This window comes from Chryseobacterium sp. WLY505, assembly GCF_030846215.1.
In the GTDB taxonomy this organism is placed as follows: Bacteria; Bacteroidota; Bacteroidia; order Flavobacteriales; family Weeksellaceae; genus Chryseobacterium.
The window spans coordinates 141,686-158,914 of record NZ_JAVCWI010000007.1 but is presented as its reverse complement, the minus strand read 5'-3'; the positions used below and the strand labels follow the sequence as shown (position 1 = coordinate 158,914).

The 17,229-nt window shown below is 37.3% G+C and carries 17 protein-coding genes and 1 riboswitch; of the genes, 2 read left to right on the top strand and 15 right to left on the bottom strand.

Annotation, left to right across the window (positions count from 1 at the left end):
- Nucleotides 1–123: 123 nt before the first annotated feature.
- Together RAH34_RS15485 and RAH34_RS15480 are read right to left on the bottom strand one after the other, a co-directional pair.
- Nucleotides 124–801 (bottom strand): LytTR family DNA-binding domain-containing protein, encoded by a 678-nt coding sequence (locus RAH34_RS15485; RefSeq protein ID WP_306596708.1) that lies wholly within the window; start codon nucleotides 799–801, stop codon nucleotides 124–126.
- Nucleotides 794–1,813: a sensor histidine kinase gene (locus RAH34_RS15480; protein WP_306596707.1), complete on the bottom strand. Its 1,020-nt coding sequence runs from the start codon at nucleotides 1,811–1,813 to the stop codon at nucleotides 794–796. The genes RAH34_RS15485 and RAH34_RS15480 overlap by 8 nt, the downstream gene beginning before the upstream one ends.
- A gap of 191 nt (nucleotides 1,814–2,004) precedes the next feature.
- Between RAH34_RS15480 and RAH34_RS15475 the strand changes: the two genes are divergently transcribed.
- Together RAH34_RS15475 and RAH34_RS15470 are read left to right on the top strand one after the other, a co-directional pair.
- Nucleotides 2,005–4,128, top strand: a complete 2,124-nt coding sequence (locus tag RAH34_RS15475) for an outer membrane beta-barrel family protein (protein ID WP_306596706.1) — start codon at nucleotides 2,005–2,007, stop codon at nucleotides 4,126–4,128.
- A gap of 188 nt (nucleotides 4,129–4,316) precedes the next feature.
- Nucleotides 4,317–6,545, top strand: a complete 2,229-nt coding sequence (locus RAH34_RS15470) for an outer membrane beta-barrel protein (RefSeq protein ID WP_306596705.1) — start codon at nucleotides 4,317–4,319, stop codon at nucleotides 6,543–6,545.
- Between the two features lie 182 nt (nucleotides 6,546–6,727).
- On the opposite strand, the gene RAH34_RS15465 is transcribed toward RAH34_RS15470, so the two are convergent.
- The 13 genes from RAH34_RS15465 to RAH34_RS15405 form a co-directional block, all read right to left on the bottom strand.
- Complete coding sequence (locus RAH34_RS15465) at nucleotides 6,728–7,438, bottom strand: HesA/MoeB/ThiF family protein (RefSeq protein WP_306596704.1); 711 nt, start codon at nucleotides 7,436–7,438, stop codon at nucleotides 6,728–6,730.
- Nucleotides 7,439–7,584: 146 nt separating this feature from the next.
- Nucleotides 7,585–8,703 (bottom strand): 2-iminoacetate synthase ThiH, encoded by a 1,119-nt coding sequence (gene thiH / locus RAH34_RS15460; protein WP_306596703.1) that lies wholly within the window; start codon nucleotides 8,701–8,703, stop codon nucleotides 7,585–7,587.
- Between the two features lie 9 nt (nucleotides 8,704–8,712).
- Complete coding sequence (locus RAH34_RS15455) at nucleotides 8,713–9,489, bottom strand: thiazole synthase (RefSeq protein WP_306596702.1); 777 nt, start codon at nucleotides 9,487–9,489, stop codon at nucleotides 8,713–8,715.
- Nucleotides 9,486–10,100, bottom strand: coding sequence for a thiamine phosphate synthase (locus tag RAH34_RS15450; protein WP_306596701.1), 615 nt, complete (start codon nucleotides 10,098–10,100; stop codon nucleotides 9,486–9,488). The genes RAH34_RS15455 and RAH34_RS15450 overlap by 4 nt, the downstream gene beginning before the upstream one ends.
- 4 nt (nucleotides 10,101–10,104) lie before the next feature.
- Nucleotides 10,105–10,842: a hydroxymethylpyrimidine/phosphomethylpyrimidine kinase gene (locus RAH34_RS15445; RefSeq protein ID WP_306596700.1), complete on the bottom strand. Its 738-nt coding sequence runs from the start codon at nucleotides 10,840–10,842 to the stop codon at nucleotides 10,105–10,107.
- Nucleotides 10,818–11,405 (bottom strand): thiamine phosphate synthase, encoded by a 588-nt coding sequence (locus RAH34_RS15440; protein WP_306596699.1) that lies wholly within the window; start codon nucleotides 11,403–11,405, stop codon nucleotides 10,818–10,820. Before RAH34_RS15440 ends, RAH34_RS15445 begins: the two co-directional genes overlap by 25 nt.
- Complete coding sequence (thiC, locus tag RAH34_RS15435) at nucleotides 11,402–13,213, bottom strand: phosphomethylpyrimidine synthase ThiC (RefSeq protein ID WP_114821653.1); 1,812 nt, start codon at nucleotides 13,211–13,213, stop codon at nucleotides 11,402–11,404. Before thiC ends, RAH34_RS15440 begins: the two co-directional genes overlap by 4 nt.
- Nucleotides 13,214–13,237: 24 nt before the next feature.
- Nucleotides 13,238–13,444, bottom strand: a complete 207-nt coding sequence (gene thiS, locus RAH34_RS15430) for a sulfur carrier protein ThiS (protein WP_129040755.1) — start codon at nucleotides 13,442–13,444, stop codon at nucleotides 13,238–13,240.
- Nucleotides 13,445–13,501: 57 nt separating this feature from the next.
- Nucleotides 13,502–13,598, bottom strand: a riboswitch (TPP riboswitch).
- 105 nt (nucleotides 13,599–13,703) lie between these two features.
- Nucleotides 13,704–14,546: a hypothetical protein gene (locus RAH34_RS15425; RefSeq protein ID WP_306596698.1), complete on the bottom strand. Its 843-nt coding sequence runs from the start codon at nucleotides 14,544–14,546 to the stop codon at nucleotides 13,704–13,706.
- 22 nt (nucleotides 14,547–14,568) lie between these two features.
- Nucleotides 14,569–15,246 carry an RluA family pseudouridine synthase gene (locus tag RAH34_RS15420; protein WP_114821650.1) on the bottom strand — a complete coding sequence of 226 codons (678 nt, stop codon included), beginning with the start codon at nucleotides 15,244–15,246 and terminating at the stop codon, nucleotides 14,569–14,571.
- Nucleotides 15,247–15,257: 11 nt separating this feature from the next.
- Complete coding sequence (locus RAH34_RS15415; RefSeq protein WP_114821649.1) at nucleotides 15,258–15,572, bottom strand: hypothetical protein; 315 nt, start codon at nucleotides 15,570–15,572, stop codon at nucleotides 15,258–15,260.
- Between the two features lie 3 nt (nucleotides 15,573–15,575).
- Entirely contained in the window at nucleotides 15,576–16,391 is an 816-nt protein-coding gene (gene panB / locus RAH34_RS15410) for a 3-methyl-2-oxobutanoate hydroxymethyltransferase (protein ID WP_114821648.1), read from the bottom strand.
- 61 nt (nucleotides 16,392–16,452) lie between these two features.
- Nucleotides 16,453–17,166, bottom strand: coding sequence for a Crp/Fnr family transcriptional regulator (locus RAH34_RS15405; RefSeq protein ID WP_034692595.1), 714 nt, complete (start codon nucleotides 17,164–17,166; stop codon nucleotides 16,453–16,455).
- Nucleotides 17,167–17,229 lie beyond the last annotated feature (63 nt).

Sequence of the window (17,229 nt, the reverse complement as noted above, 5' to 3'; positions counted from 1 at the left end):
CTTCAGCAGAAGTCGTCTTTTTTATTTCAACTTTCTTGAAATGAACTTTGGTACTTATTCCAAACCTTACAGGTTTTAGAAACCTGTAAGGTTTAACTCTCAAATGAATATCCTGATATTCTATCACTTTAATCTATCCAAAAGCGCCGCTCTATAGCTTTCGCCGATAGGAATCTCATATTCAGGAAGAATCACTTTTTTAGCTCCAATACTTTTGACTTTATCAAGGTTGACAATAAAAGATTTATGAATCCGGACAAATGTTTCAGGAAGCTGGTTTTCCATGGATTTAAGGGTATCCAGAACGATAAACTCATCATTTTCCGTCCGGATATTGACATAGTCTTTGATACTTTCAATATAAAGAATCTCCTGAAAGCCGATACGATGCCTCTGTCCCGAAGATTTTACAAAGAAATGGGTATTTTCTTCGTGAGCAAAAGAAAACCGCTCCTGAGCCTTTAATACACTCTTTTGAAATCGATCAAATGAAACAGGTTTCAGCAGGTAATCCACTACATTATGCTCATATCCTTCCAGGGCATATTCTGAATAAGCCGTTGTCAGGATATACTTTTGATCAGCTCCTACAATCTTCATAAAATTGATTCCTGTAAGCTCAGGCATCTGAATATCCAGAAAGATGAGGTCGGAATCATTTTTTTGCAGATACTCCAAGGCCAGAATAGGATTTTCTGTAGAAAAAACCAGTTCAAGAAAAGGTATTTTTTCTACATAATGTTCAAGAAGTGAGAGAGCCAGTGGCTCGTCATCTACAATGATGCATTTTATCTTATTCATCCCTTAAATCAATTTTTAAGTCTACAATAAATCCCGTCTCCGAATCTTTGATCTCAAGCTGATGTTTAGGATATAATATTTCCAGTCTTTTTTTCACATTCTGAATCCCAATCCCTGAAACAGTATCTTTCATTTTCTTTGTTTTAAAATTCAAAAGATGAAAATGCAGCACTTTATTATGATCTGAAATTTTCATTTCAAAACCTTTATCACGGAAATCACCATGTTTGAAGGCATTCTCAACAAAAGGAACCAACAGCATGGGTGAGATCTTCAGATGAGGGTGTTGAATATCTTTTTGTATACTCAACAGTTCAGGATTTCTAATTCTAAGCTTCTCCAGCGCAATCAGACTATCAATATAACCAATTTCCTTATCCAGAGAAATGGAGTCTTTTTCAAGATCTTTCGTGCTGTACCTCAGCAATTGTCCAAGTTCTTCAATGGCAGGAAGTGCTTTATCTGACTTTTGATAGACAAGAGAATAGATATTATTTAATGAATTAAAAATAAAATGAGGATTGATCTGCGTCTTCAACGCTTGCAGTTCTGCCTGCTTTTTTTCAATCAAAAGTTGTTTTTTATCATTTTCAGCAACACCGTATTTCTCCACGATCCACAGAATTCCTGCAATGAAAACGGTCAATGATGCATTGTAGATATTATCTGTCAAATAATATAAAAGTCCGGTATCTTTATTATAATTTCTGAATCCAAGGGTAACAGGAAGCAGTACTTCTTCTATTCCATACCGAATGACACCAAAGCTTAATATAGAGATCAAAAAAACTAAAACAGCAGAATAAAGTTTCTCCAGATTTAAAACTTTCGGAATAATAACCAGATACAAAAGATAAAAAGTAGAGATTTCAGTAATAAAATAGGTAAAGTTCAGCACATAGGTTTCAAATCCCCTTCGCTCAGGGAAAAAGAAATAAGGCGTAATGTTGTTTCCTATAAAATTGAAACTCCAATAAAAAATCTGAAGCCAGATAATTTGCTTTTTATTCATATTCAAATATAAATCTATACGCACAAATTTCGTCAACCCTTTTCGATAAAAACCCGTTTTTTTCCGATGAAACTATTTTGAGATGTGTAATCCAGGGCTTCATCTAAATGCTATTTTCAATCAAGGACTCTCCTTATACTTTTGTCAGAGAAATTTAACATAAAGATCATTTAATCTGTCATTGATAACCTATGAAAAAGCAACTTCTATTAATAGCTACACTTGTTTGTTCTACTATAACAGCACAAACAAAGGACACTGCTAACGTCAACAAAATTGAAGCAGTAACGGTGAATGGTAAAAAAGCTCTGGTAGAACGTAAAGTGGACCGCCTTGTTTACAACGTTCAGAACTCGATGCTTTCACAGGGAAGTTCAGGGACTGAAGTTTTGGCGGGGACTCCTTTATTGCAGGTGGATGAAAATAAAGGACTTCTTTCAATTGCCGGAAAAAACGGGGTTTCTGTAATGGTGAACGACCGGATGCTTAATCTTTCCGGATCAGAACTCATTAATTATCTGAGAAATATTCGTTCTGAAAATATTTTGAAAATAGAAGTGATCACGACTCCACCTGCTAAATATGAAGCCCAGGGAAACAGTGGAATTATCAATATCATTCTTAAAAAGAATCAGAATCTTGGATGGAGTGGCTATCTGAATACTAATTACACCCAGAGAACCTATGCCGGTTTCAGCAGTGTGGCAGGAGTAAATTATCAAAACGAGAAGATAAAAGCTTCTGTAAAGGTGACGGGCTATGACGGAGATAAAAGATCGGTAGAAAAATATAATATTATCGGCCAGAATTCTTCTGTCAGCAAGGATGATAGAAGAGATATGAATGACGGACTTGGTTTGAATGCCAATTTCGACTATTCTCTTTCTAAAAGTTCCCATATCGGACTGGTATACGATATTACAAAAGGACACACCAATATGGATATCAATTCGACACAAAGTTACTTTACAGAAGGTACATCTACTTTGCAAACAGAAACGGATTCAAAGCATCGTTCTCCTTTCACCACCCAAATGCTTAATCTCTATTTTGATCAAAAACTGGGCGAGCATACACTTAGTTTCGGAGTTAATTATTATGGAAATTTACCCGATACTGAAGTTAATTTTACAACAAAAAATCTTGCCAGTAATATCACGCAGATCGTTAGAAATCTCTCTTCGGTAGGTTATAAAATATATTCCGGGCAGGCTGACTTAACTTTAAATTTCAAAAAAATCCAGTTGGAAACGGGTGCAAAATACAGCCAGTTTTCTAATAATTCGGATATTGGATATTTTAATTTCACCAATGGGAATTATACCATAGATCCGGCAAAGAGTAATCTTTTTGATTATCATGAAAAGAATTATGCAGGTTATATCAGTGCCAGTAAGGACCTTGGTGAAAAATGGTCTGTAAAGGCCGGACTTCGTTATGAATATACCCAAACCAGCGGCTTTTCTCCTACTACCCAAGCAAAATCGGAGAATAATTACGGAAAGTTTTTCCCAACAGCTTATATATCTTATAAAGCCAATGAAAACAATCAGTTCAGTATTAATTATTCACGAAGAATCAACCGTCCTTACTTCCGGGCATTAGATCCGTTCCGATGGTATTCAAACCCTAATACCTATTATACAGGAAACCCAAGCCTGCAGCCATCTTTCAATCATAATATCGAATTCAATTATATTTTTAAAAGTAAATTTTCTGCCAACCTTTACTACCAGCGGACTACAAATAATTTTGACCAGATTTCCTTTCTGAATGGGATCAACCTTGTCAGCACCTATGAAAACTATTATAATCAGGATGTTTTCGGAATCAATCTCAATTACACGGACACCTATTTCAAAATCTGGGAAAGTAATATCTCTACCTCCTTCAGTTATAATGAAACTCAGATTACAAGATTCAATCTGGTTGCTAAAAACGGACAGTCATTGTATTTTTCTTTGAACAATACCTTCCAGCTGAATAAGGCAAAAACATTGATGCTATTTGCCAACTACAGGAACAATCTTCCTTCCAGAGACGGATATTTTTCTGCGAAAAACAGGGCAAGTCTGGATGCAGGAGTAAAGATGAGCTTTGCAGAAAAGGCTCTTCAGGTCAATCTTTCTGTAAGTGATATTTTCAGACAGTCCGGATTGAGGGCTGATATGTATTTTACCGACAACACGCAGTCATTCAACAACTATTGGGATGCCAGAAGAATGACACTCAGCATTACTTATAATTTTGGAAATCAGAAAGTAAAATCAAATAACAGGGCTGTTAATTTTGAAGAGAAAAACCGTGCACAATAATTTTATCCAACAACAATCATATTTTTTGAGATCATAAAATAGCCATAAAGAGAGATTGCAAAAAGCTTTCACTCCTTTACCTGACAGAGTTTCTATTCCTTTCTTTCTTTTTACAACATTAAAATTATTGCAACGGTTGTAACAAAATTCATTTTTTGTTGTCTAACAGAGTATTAGTAAAAAACAATATGAAAAAAACTATTTTCGCTTTATCGCTGGTAAGTTCTGTTTTTGTTTTCTCACAGGAAAAGAATACTACGGGTGCTAAAGAAAAACAAATTGAAGGTGTAGTGATCACCAAAACTAAAAAAGCCGTTGAACAAAAGGCAGACCGTACTATTTTTGACTTTTCTGAACAACCTCAGCTGAATAACGGAAACGTTCTGGAAGGAATTAAAAAACTTCCGGGACTTGTATCTACCGATATTGCAGGGATGATGTATCAGGGAAAAATGCTTGAAGTGTATCTTAACGGAAGACCTCTGAACATTACCTCCAATGAACTGAACTCTTTCCTTGAAGGAATGCCTGCCAACTCTGTAGAAAGAATTGAAGTGATCACTCAACCTGGTGCTGAGTTTCCAGCTACTTCCGGAGGTGCGATTATGAATATTATCACTAACAAAAACGCTAATAAATATTTAACCGCTACCTATTCCGGAAATTATTCTTTCACAAATTATGACAAATATAGAAGCAGAACGACTAATTCTGTTAATTTAAATGCCAGAAATAAATACTTCGGGTGGCAGCTGAATGTGGGGCAAAATTACCGTGAAAGTATGCTGAATGGCCAGCAGGATGAACTTTTGAACAGCCATACCGATCGATACGCACGCGGATATTTTGCCAAATCCGGATTGACTTTTGATTTGGGACAGGACAGATTATTATTAAACTACGATATTTATCACAATAATAACGACAATTACACTCTAAGTGACGGACATGGAGATTTACCTTTTAAGAGAAACCTAAAGGATCTAAGAGAAGCTTTTTATACTTCTTCGGATGTGGCTCATACCAATAATTGGAGACAGGAAGCTGTGGTAACCTATCAGAAACGTTTTGCTGATAAATCTCAAAAACTGGACTTCCAGTTTGGATATACAAGATCAGACAGCAAGTTTGCTCAGGATAATTATTTTCAGGATGGAACATTTGTAGACTATCCCACTGAACCTCTCGATAGCCCCACCAATGGATTAAAAGATATTCTGAACAATAAATCGGTTATGAATATTGCCAACTTCAAAGTAGATTACGCTCAACCTATCCAACTTCTTGATGGCGGAAAAGTAAGTTTTGGAGGATTATATGAAAGACAGGATTATGATACAGAAAGTTTTGGACTGACCAATCTGGAATATCAAAGGCAAACCGCTTCTACGTATCTAGAATTTCAGGCTAAACTGAAAAAGTTTGACTTTACATTGGGTTCCCGCGCTGAAAACTATGATATTTCAGGGATAACAAGATATTTTGATAAAGATGCAAAACTGGTAGAGGCTAATTTAATTCCCTTCAATAAGTTTAAATTTTTCCCAAATGCAAGCGTGCAGTATAACATGATGAATCAGGTTTATATTGCCGCCAATTATAACAGAAAAATCAGCTTACCTAGTATTTCTGCCCTGAACCCGAACAACGTAACATTCTCCGGACCCAGCACGGAAGTAAACGGTAACCCTAATCTGCAGCCTACTATTTTTGATAATTATGAATTGAAAATTTCAGCTTTTGATTATGCATTTATCGGATATAGTGTAAGTTCGGCAAGCAATCAGGTAGCGCAAATCATCCGAAAAGACGGAAGAAAGCTCTTCAACGAGCAGGTGAATATTTCGAATATGAAAATCCACAATTTCAACGTGGGATTACCGGTTCCTTTTATGATTTTCAGTAAGCCGTTTAGTGAGATCATGAAATTCAATTTCAATCCGGATAAAATTAATTTCATGTACCTATATGCAGGATATCAGAAACATGAAATCGATAACCTGAATAATAAAGGATTCTGGATTTTCAATATTATGACCCAGATTATTTTACCTAAGGACATCAAACTGACAGCCAACTACAGCTATCTGACTCCAAAGGCAGGATATTTTTATTTTACGGCAGAGAAACCATTCAGCAACTCGTTTGATCTTACGCTGACGAAGAAGTTTATGAACAACCGTCTTACCCTTTCTGTTTTTGCGAATGATATTTTCAACGGACAGGTAATGCAGGTACGTTCTAATCCACCATCAGGAAATCCGGTGATGATCTACAGTAAATATGACACGAGAAACTTCGGGCTTTCCATCAATTATAAAATTCCGACAAGAAATAAACTGGCAAAAGAGGATCCAAATATCCTGAACCAGACTAAAAAAGAAGATAATGGAGGCGTGATGCAGCAGGCACAATAATTCTTCCTTGTAATAAAATAAAAATAGGCGGTAAATAATTACCGCCTATTTTTTGTAAGGTAAGTTTTGGCTAAAGCCGATGGATCGTTTTATACAAGTAAGACGGGCTAAAGCCCGTTTCTATTGATAGTAAAATCGTGTTATTTGTGAAAACATTTGTGACATTCGTGTTTACATTTACATCAGAAATTTACCGTCTGAAATCTCCAGTTCAGCGTGTCTACCAATGTCAACTGATTTAAACTTACCGGAAGATCTGTTATGATTTTTAATACCTGAAGTGCCATCATACTGCCTATCATTCCGGGAAGAGCTCCCAAAACGCCAAGACTGTCACAATCCGGAAGATCTTCATCAAAGGGCGGTTCGGGGAAAATATCCCGTAAGTTTTTGCTTCCATTATGATTAAACACAGCAACTTGTCCTGAAAACCCTAAAATACTCCCGTAAACCAGAGTTTTATTCAGTTTCACGCAGGTATCATTCAACAGATATCTTGTTGAAAAATTGTCAGAACCGTCAACAATAATATCATACTGAGAAAGGAGTTCTTCAACATTTTCTTCATTGATTTTTTCTTCAATTCCTATCAAGTTAACCTGATGATTGAGTTCTTTCACAAAGGTCTCTGCACTTTTTACTTTGGATAGTCCTACCCTATTTTCAGTATGAATGATCTGTCTGTTAAGATTATGAAGTTCAACCTCATCAAAATCTGCAACGCCTAAAGTTCCTACTCCTGCAGCAGCCAGATACTGGATAACCGGACTTCCTAAACCTCCTGCACCGATGACAAGAACTTTGGAAGACCTTATTTTCTTTTGTCCTTCCAATCCTATCTCTTCAATAAATACCTGTCGGCTGTACCGCGAAAAATGATCTTCTTTTTTCATGCTTTATGATAATTGAACCATTAAGGTTTTTTAAGTTTTTAAGGAAAGTTAAGGTGAGCTTCGCTTGGAAAAGATACTGTCTTAAAAATCTAAGATTTTTCTTAATTCAACTTCACTTCTTCAAAATCCTTAATGATTTTAAAATTTTAAAATCCACTGTAAACGGAATCCCAATCCTTCATTACAGGATCATAGCCTGCTTTTTTGATCATGATTTTAATTTCATCCATACTTCGCTCGTCACTGGTTTCAAACTGTTCCAAAGATTCTTTATCCACCGCATATCCTCCGGGGTTTGTCTTTGATCCTGCACTCATAGCAGTTGCTCCCAGAGAGACAATATTATTTCTGAAGACTTCATTTTCTCTGGTAGATATGGAGATTTCAAGGTCTTCATTCCAGATTCTGTAGGCGCAGATCAATTGAAGAAGGTCTTTATCTTCCATAATAAAATTAGGTTCAATAATTCCTTCGGCAGGTCTGAGCCTTGGAAAGGAAACAGAAAATTTACTTTTCCAATAGTGCTTCTGAAGATAATCGATGTGTAACGCATTGAAAAAACTGTCTACTCTCCAGTCTTCAAGCCCAAGGAGAACTCCGAGTCCAATTTTATGAATGCCTGCTCTCCCTATCCTGTCCGGAGTTTCCAGACGGAAATGGAAATTCGATTTTTTACCTTTCGGATGGTATTCTCTATAGACATCCTGATGATAAGTTTCCTGATATACCAAAACGGAATGCACTCCCTCTTCATGAAGCAGTTTATATTCTTCTTCCAATAATGGCTGAACTTCAATAGAAATGTTGGAAAAATGAGGTTTTAACTTACGCACCGCATTCTGAAAATAAGGAACTCCTACTATTTTATTGGCTTCTCCACTTACCAGCAATACGTGATTCACTCCCATTGATTTCAATACTGACGCTTCAATCATCAGTTCCATATCAGAGAGTGTTTTCCTTTTCAGATTATTATCGAGGCTGAATCCGCAGTAGGTACAGATATTCTGACATTCATTACTGAGATACAGCGGTGCATACAACTGAATGGTTTTTCCAAATCGTTTTTGGGTGAGCATCTGCGTCATTCTTGCCATCAGCTCCAGTTCCTGAGAAGCGGCTGGTGACAGGAGATTCAGAAAATCGTCCAGAGTTTTATTCTTTTTTTGAAGACTGTATCTTACATCGGCCAGACTTACTTTTTCAAGCTTATTCTTTACCTCATCCCACTGATAGTTTTCAAAAACATCTTTAAAGCTTTTCATGAGTCTGATTTATTCAAATAAAAACGAAGTAAGCGGACTTGAAGCTTCAGCATGGTTGGCAATCGCCCCCAATCCGGATTCGAATGCTCTTCTTCCGGCAATCACACCTTCTTTAAAAGCAACAGCCATATTCAATGGATTTCCGGCAACCGCAATGGCAGTATTCACCAAAACAGCATCTGCTCCCATTTCCATTGCTTTTGCTGCATCTGATGGCGCCCCGATTCCTGCATCTACCACTACAGGAACATTACTCTGGCTGATAATTATTTCCAGAAAATCCTGTGTTCTTAATCCTTTATTCGTTCCGATAGGTGCCCCCAAAGGCATGACTACAGCTGTTCCTGCATCTTCAAGACGTTTACATAAAACAGGATCGGCATGAATGTAAGGCATTACAATAAATCCCAGTTTGGCCAATTCTTCAGTGGCATATAATGTTTCAATAGGATCTGGCAGTAAATATTTCGGGTCCGGATGAATTTCCAGTTTTACCCAGTTCGTTTCCAGTGCTTCTCTGGCTAATTGGGCTGCCAATACAGCTTCTTTAGCAGTTCTTGCTCCAGAAGTATTGGGTAAAAGGTGAACGTTGGTTTCTTTTAATGAATCAAGCAGATCGTCTTCCCTGGATTGGGCATCAATTCTTTTGAGCGCCATGGTTACCATATTGCTTTCTGATGCGATGACAGATTGTACCATATCTCTCATACTTCCGAATTTTCCTGTTCCTAAAAACAGTCTTGATTCAAAAATTCTTCCCGCTATTTCTAATTTCTGATTGTTCATATCATTACTTTTTTTAGTTCATTAATTAAGGTCGGTTGCTTGGTAATGAGCCCTGATACAGCAACACCATAAATCCCGATTTCCTGTAACGGTAAAATATCTTCAAGGGTAACGCTTCCGATGGCAAATATTTTAGGAATATCAATCGATTTTTCTCTTAATCCATCAATGATCGCCTGATAGCCTGCAAATCCAAGAACAGGACTTAGTTTTTCTTTGGTTGTGGTAAATCTCAATGGTCCTAAACCGATATAATCACAAGATTCTTCGATTCTTCGGATGACATCTGAAAGGGTATTCGCTGTTCCACCAATAATCTTATTTTCGCCTAATATTCGTCTGGCATCTTCTACAGCCAGGTCATTTAATCCTACATGCACACCATCTGCGTCAATTTCTTTAGCCAGATATACATGGTCATTGATGATACAAACCGCGTGATATTCTGAACAAAATTGTTTTGAAATTTCACAGAGGTTGATTAATTCGTTTTCAGAAGCATTTTTCCATCGAACCTGTACCCATTTGATCCCGTTGTCTAGGGCTTTCCGGATACAAAGTTCCTGTTCCTGAAGGGTATTTCCTTGTGAAATGTATTGTAATTTTTCCATGTTTCTATAAATGCGTCCCCAATAAAGAGGCATTGCTTTTTAAAAATTTTTCGATGTATAATTTCCCATTCCGGCAGGCCGTTTCCCTATTTTCTCCTTTCGCCAGTTCTGCTGTGATGGCTGATGATAACACACAACCGGAACCATGTTTAGGAAAATAGTTTGCACTACTTTCGGTTGGAGCTAAAAGAATCTCTTTTCCGTTTTCAACTAAAATATCCGTTCCTAAATGATCTTCCCGATGTCCTCCTTTGATGAGTAATGAGCATTGATTTGTATCTGGCAACAGAAGTTTTTCTTTTAAAACACTATATTCGTTATAATTAGGAGTTATTAAACTAAGCTTATTAACCGTACTTTTTAATTGATGAAGAGTTTCAATATCAAAAAAAGTGAATTCAGAAGTACTTTTCAGAACGGGATCCCACACGATTTTCACTTCAGGATTCCCTTTTTGAACTGTTCTTACAATCTTACCCAGAAATTCGGCATCCTTCACGAGCCCGATTTTAACGGCTGAAACGGGATAATTTTCCATCAGCACCTTAATCGCTTCAGTTACTTCATCTATAGGCCGCCATTCTAAACTCAGGCATTTCGAAGCAGTTTGCAAGGTTAAGGCGGTACAAACTCCAAGCCCCATCACTTTCAATTGCTCAAAAGTTTTACTATCTGATAATAAGCCTGCTCCCCCACTGGGATCGAAGCCTGCGATACTTATGACATAAGGACGTTCCTGCATTTTTTGAATACTTTTAAGGATTCTTCACTTTCCCAGATCGCACCTAATAAGGCTGCTCCATCTACATCTGATTCGAAAACTTTGGGAATATTATTCTGATCAATTCCTCCAAGGGCAATTAATTTGACATCCGGATTATTCCGGTATTTTATTTCTTCCTTTATAGTAGAATCCAGTCCATATCCTTTTTTAGAGATACTTGGAAAGAACGGGCTTATGAAAGCATATTCCCATTCTTTATCCAAAGTATTGTATGTTCCGATATTATGTACTGAAGTTGAAATTGTATTTTCTTTCATAAAAGATTTATACACTTTTTCCTTTCTATCAATCTCTCTGAAATGAAATCTTGAAATACTAAATTCCTTCCCAAGATCGTAATGCGTATGCAAAACCAGCTGTGAATGAAAGGTTTCATCAATCTGAGTGAGGAATTCAATCATTTCATTCCGGCTGATCCATGGTTTACGGATGTGAAGCAGATTAAGCCCTTCCTGAAACATTTGATTAATAAAATATGTTTCGTTCGGGACCATCAATTCAGGAGTGATGACCAGGATCATATATAAATTTCTTTTCCTTTTTCGATGAACTCCTGCGATTTATCCAGCATTCCCTGTTCGGCAGATTCACGAATTTCCTGAGTAATTTTCATAGAACAGAATTTCGGTCCGCACATGGAACAGAAATGGGCAATTTTTGCTCCTTCTGCAGGAAGTGTTTCATCGTGATAAGCTCTCGCCGTTTCAGGATCTAATGAAAGATTGAACTGATCTTCCCATCTGAATTCAAATCTTGCTTTACTTAATGCATTGTCTCTATATTGTGCTCCCGGATGACCTTTTGCCAAATCTGCTGCGTGAGCTGCAAGCTTATACGTAATCACCCCTACTTTTACATCATCTTTATTTGGAAGACCTAAATGTTCTTTTGGTGTTACATAGCAAAGCATTGCACAACCAAACCATCCGATCATTGCTGCACCGATTCCGGAGGTAATGTGATCATAACCCGGCGCAATATCAGTAGTCAAAGGACCTAAGGTATAAAATGGAGCCTCATGGCATTCTTCCAGCTGCTTTTCCATGTTTTCTTTGATCATATGCATCGGAACGTGACCTGGGCCTTCGATCATCACCTGTACATTGTGTTTCCAGGCAATTTTGGTCAGTTCACCTAAAGTTTCCAGTTCTGCAAACTGAGCCGCATCATTGGCATCTGCAATAGATCCAGGACGAAGACCATCTCCCAGAGAGAAAGCAACATCATATTTTTTCATAATCTCACAGATCTCTTCAAAATGCGTATACAGAAAGCTTTCTTTATGATGGAATAAGCACCATTTTGCCATGATAGATCCTCCTCTGGATACAATTCCGGTGACTCTTTTTGCTGTTAAATGAATGTATCTTAGTAAAACTCCTGCGTGAATGGTGAAATAGGAAACTCCCTGTTCAGCCTGTTCAATCAGGGTATCTCTGAAAATTTCCCATGTCAGATCTTCCGGAACTCCTTTTACTTTTTCCAATGCCTGATAGATCGGAACAGTACCAATCGGAACCGGACTGTTTCTGATGATCCATTCTCTTGTTTCGTGAATATTTTTCCCGGTGGAAAGATCCATAATAGTATCTCCTCCCCATCGGCAGGCCCATACTGCTTTTTCTACTTCTTCTTCAATACTGGATGAAACGGCACTGTTTCCAATATTGGCATTGATTTTCACTAAGAAATTTCTTCCAATAATCATCGGTTCACTTTCCGGGTGGTTGATATTATTGGGAATGATCGCTCTTCCCGCAGCAATTTCATCTCTTACAAACTCCGGAGTGATCTTACTTTTTGGAGTATTGGCACCAAAACTGTGTCCCGGATGTTGAAAAGCCATTTCTTTAGACACAGAATCTAGCTGTTCTATTCTTTGATTTTCCCTGATGGCTACATATTCCATTTCCGGAGTAATGATTCCCTGTTTGGCATAGTAAAGCTGTGTAACTTCTTTTCCTTCCTGTGCTACTTTAGGTTTATGATCATAGGAAAACCTTAGTTCATCCAGACGAGGATCGGCTAAACGGGCTTTGCCGTATTCAGATGTAATTCCGTCTAAGATATTCACATCATTTCTATCCAGAATCCATTGTTCTCTGATTCTTGGAAGCCCTTTCTGAATATCAATAACTGCATTTTCATCGGTATAAGGACCTGAAGTGTCATAAATGGTTACCGGAGCATTATGTTCAAAGCCGCCATTGGTTAATTTTGTGGGGCTAAGCTGTATTTCACGCATGGCTACATTGATAGGATGTATTTTCCCTTCAACATAGATTTTCTTTGAGTTCGGAAATGGCGAACATGTAATGGAGTGAGCCATAAGTATTGGTATTAAATATGAGAATTAACCGCCCTGAGTGGCAGTGATGATTAAAACTGAATCGTTGTTGTTAAGGATGGTTTCCGCCCAGACAGACAGGGGAATAATGCGGTTGTTGACAGCTACAGCAATACCTTTCTTTTTTCCAGGCAGCTCTATAGCCAGTAATGCTTCCAGATTTTCAGGAAGTACATCAAATGTTTTTCGGGTGTGGTTGATTATAAGTTCCATTCCTAATATTTTACATATACTTTAGGAATGGCCATTATTGTACAATAGAATGTACAGCAAAAGTCATCTACTTTTCCCTACGCTGGTATGATCCAGATCAGGTTCAAAGGGTAAAGTCTCAGTCTGTTGGTAACAGACACCCCTAAAGTCGGGAACGAAGTTAGACATTTTTTTAGAATGGGCAAAATCTGAAATAACTTTAAAGAAAAAAGACCATCTCAATTTTGAGACAGTCTTCATTTTTATTTTAAATAGTTCTTTAGTAAAAAAGCTTCAGGCTTCCATCAGAATTATATTGATTAGTCCAGTTTGATTGACTGAGAAAAAATTCGGAGCTATAAGGCTTAAACTCTTTTGAAATTTTTCTCTGAGGGTTATTTTTTGATAATGAAAAGTAGAAATACTCTTCAAAAATACCCAAATTCTTAAATGGATTTTGTACAGAATCAAAGTTATCAAATGTAATTTCATTCGTAATATAAGCATCAATGTTATTATGCTTTTCAGTTTTAACTGCCTTTTCTAAATTTCCTGAGTTATTATAAACAAACTTTTCTACGTAAGTCAAAATATAATCTTGCGGATCAGTTGGATCATACGGAACATTAGGATATTGTGTTAAAATTTCAGTTAACTTTCCTGAAGCATCATATGTATAGGTGAGATACTTATCCATATATGAATTATTAACCTGTGGAATAACTACTTTAATAACTCTACCTTGATTATCAAATTCAAACCTTCTTTCCTTCAACTGAACATTGAAACCAGGGTCAGAGCTGTAATCTTTCATAATTGCTGTATTTCCTGTGTAGGTTACCGCTGTATAAACAGATTTTGAATAAGCATAAGGAAACCCGGTACTTCCGGAAAGTTCCAACTTTCCTCCTATTTTTTTTATAATTCTTCCCTGAGCATCATATTCGAATATATAATTTTGCTCCGATCCATTAAAAACAGGTGACAAAACAGGATAATTCCACGATATTTTACTTGTATTTTCAGTAATCGTCTGTTGTGAATGATCAGGTGGCAATTCATCATTGTCTGAACAAGATGCCATAACCAGCAACGTGGTTAATAAAAGTGATTTGAATTTCATGGTATAGTTTTTTATGATATGCTTATTCTTCACAAGCTCTCCATATGGCATCATTCTGCGGAACAGGAGCTATGATTTCAATGTTTTCTTTGGTAACGGGATGAATAAACTCCAGTTTTCTTGCATGAAGGTTGATTCCCCCATCAGGATTGGAGCGCGGTGCTCCATATTTCAGATCACCCTTAATCGGAACTCCGGTCTTGGATAGCTGTGCTCTGATCTGATGATGTCTTCCGGTTTCAAGATCAATTTCAAGAAGGAGATAATTATCCAGTGTTTTGATCACATGATAGGTAAGAATAGCTTCTTTCGCCCCTTCAGTAGCTTTCGGAAAGACAATAGCCTTATTATTTTTTTCGTTTTTCTTTAAATAATGCACCAGTCTCTGGCTTTGCGGGATCATTTCTTTTCCAACAACTGCCCAATATGTTTTTTTCACTTCACGGTTTTTCACCATCTGCGTCAAACGGGAAAGCGCTTTGGAAGTCTTTGCATAGATCACCAGCCCGGATGTGGGACGGTCTATACGATGAACCAAGCCGAGAAAAACATTTCCCGGCTTAGCATCTCTTATTTTTATAAAATTCTTGATGGATTCTAATAGTGATTCATCTCCGGTCTTATCGCCCTGTACAAGCTGACCTACCTTTTTATTAATCACCAGAAGATGGTTGTCTTCATATATAATCTGCTCCTTCATACTTCTTCCGTCTATCTTCTTCTATTGGATAAAGACAGGATAATCCCTGCCAGAAGGCCTACCGTTTTAACCGCTGAAAGTTTTGACCCTTCCGGAATAAATGCTCCGAATACACAGATTGCTGCAGCAGCGTACATTGCATATACAAAGTTTTTATTCGTAAGCAATGGAGCCTGAATAAAGAAACTCGCTCCTATCAGCACATAGAATACTTTTCTTGAAAGCAATTGATTAATTTCCGGGGAGAACAGATTAAACCATCCCACAGCAAGACAAATTAATGCTGCGATAGATAATATTCCCTGGATAGATTGTTGGTTTTGCATAGATTAATAGCTTTCGTTTTCGTTTGGAAACTCTACACTTTTCACATCTTTTACATATTGAGAAACAGCTCCTGTAATTTCTGTGTAAAGGTCAAGGTATCTTCTCAGGAATTTCGGGCTGAAACCTTTGTTCATTCCAACCATATCATGATACACCAAAACCTGTCCGTCACAATGAGCTCCGGCACCGATTCCGATGGTAGGGATAGAAATACTGTCAGTAACTTTCTTCGCTAGATCCGCAGGAATTTTTTCCAATACGATAGAGAAACATCCTAGTTCTTCCAAAAGCTGTGCATCGGCGATCAGTTTTTCAGCTTCTGCCTCTTCCTTAGCTCTTACTTTATACGTTCCGAATTTATAGATAGACTGTGGTGTTAATCCCAAATGTCCCATTACCGGAATTCCGGCATTGATGATCTTTTTGATAGACTTGGAAATTTCTTTTCCGCCTTCAATTTTCACAGCATGTGCCCCACCTTCCTTCATCATTCTTACCGCAGACTCCAGTGCTTTTTCAGGATTACTCTGATAAGTTCCGAAAGGTAAATCTGCTACCACCAAAGCTCTGTCGGTTCCTCTTACCACACTTTGAGCATGATAGATCATTTGATCCAGCGTAATGGGTAATGTGGTTTCAAAACCAGCCATTACATTCGCTGCAGAGTCTCCAATCAAAATAGCATCTACTCCTCCTGCGTCAACCATCTTTGCCGTGGTAAAATCATAGGCAGTAAGCATTGTTATTTTTTCCTTGTCGAATTTCATTTTACGCAAGGTTTCAGTTGTAACTTTTTTAATTTCAGAGTGAACAGACATAATTTATCTATTTTTAAAAGTTAAAAAGTCGGCCTTGAGCCGACTTAAGTTTTTGTATGATTTATAAAACTACGTGACCGAGTTTCATGAGTTTGTCGTGATTTAAAATCTTGATATTTCTTCCATCTACTTCAATCAGGCTATCCTGTTTGAATTCCGAGATCAGACGGATGGCACTTTCTGTAGCAGTACCGATGATATTGGCAATTTCTTCTCTCGTTAAGGAAATCTTGATAAAGCCTTCAGGATCTACTCCCAGTTTCTGTTCCAAAAGCAAAAGAATTTCTGCCAGTCTTTCTCTTACGGTTTTTTGTGCAAGGAAAGTGATGGTATTGGAAGATTCTCCTAATTCGTATGAGATTTTCTGAAGCATTACGAAAGACAACTGTGGATCTACTTCCAGAAGATACATAAAGATATCTGCAGGTAAGAATACACATTCAATATCTGTCATTGCTTCCGCTTTGGCCTGGAAATTTTCCCCGCAAAGCAAAGAACGATAGCCGATGATATCTCCTTCTTTGATAAATCTTAAAATCTGATCTTTACCGAACGCTCCTGATTTCGAAAGTTTGGCAGCCCCTTTTTCCAGAACAAACACTCCTTTTGGAGTTTCGCCATCCTCGAAAATGGTATCATGTTTCTGAAAACTCAGTTTCTTTTTGCCATTAATGTATTTTTCAAAATCTGCGCTAGAAAGTCTTTCTTTAAATGATTTATCATTAAAAACTCTGGCGAACCTCTCTTCAATTGCTATCTGTTGTTCCTGCGGCATTTTATATGATATTTATCACAAAAATAGAACTTTTTAACGCGATAAACAAAAAAATTTGTTATA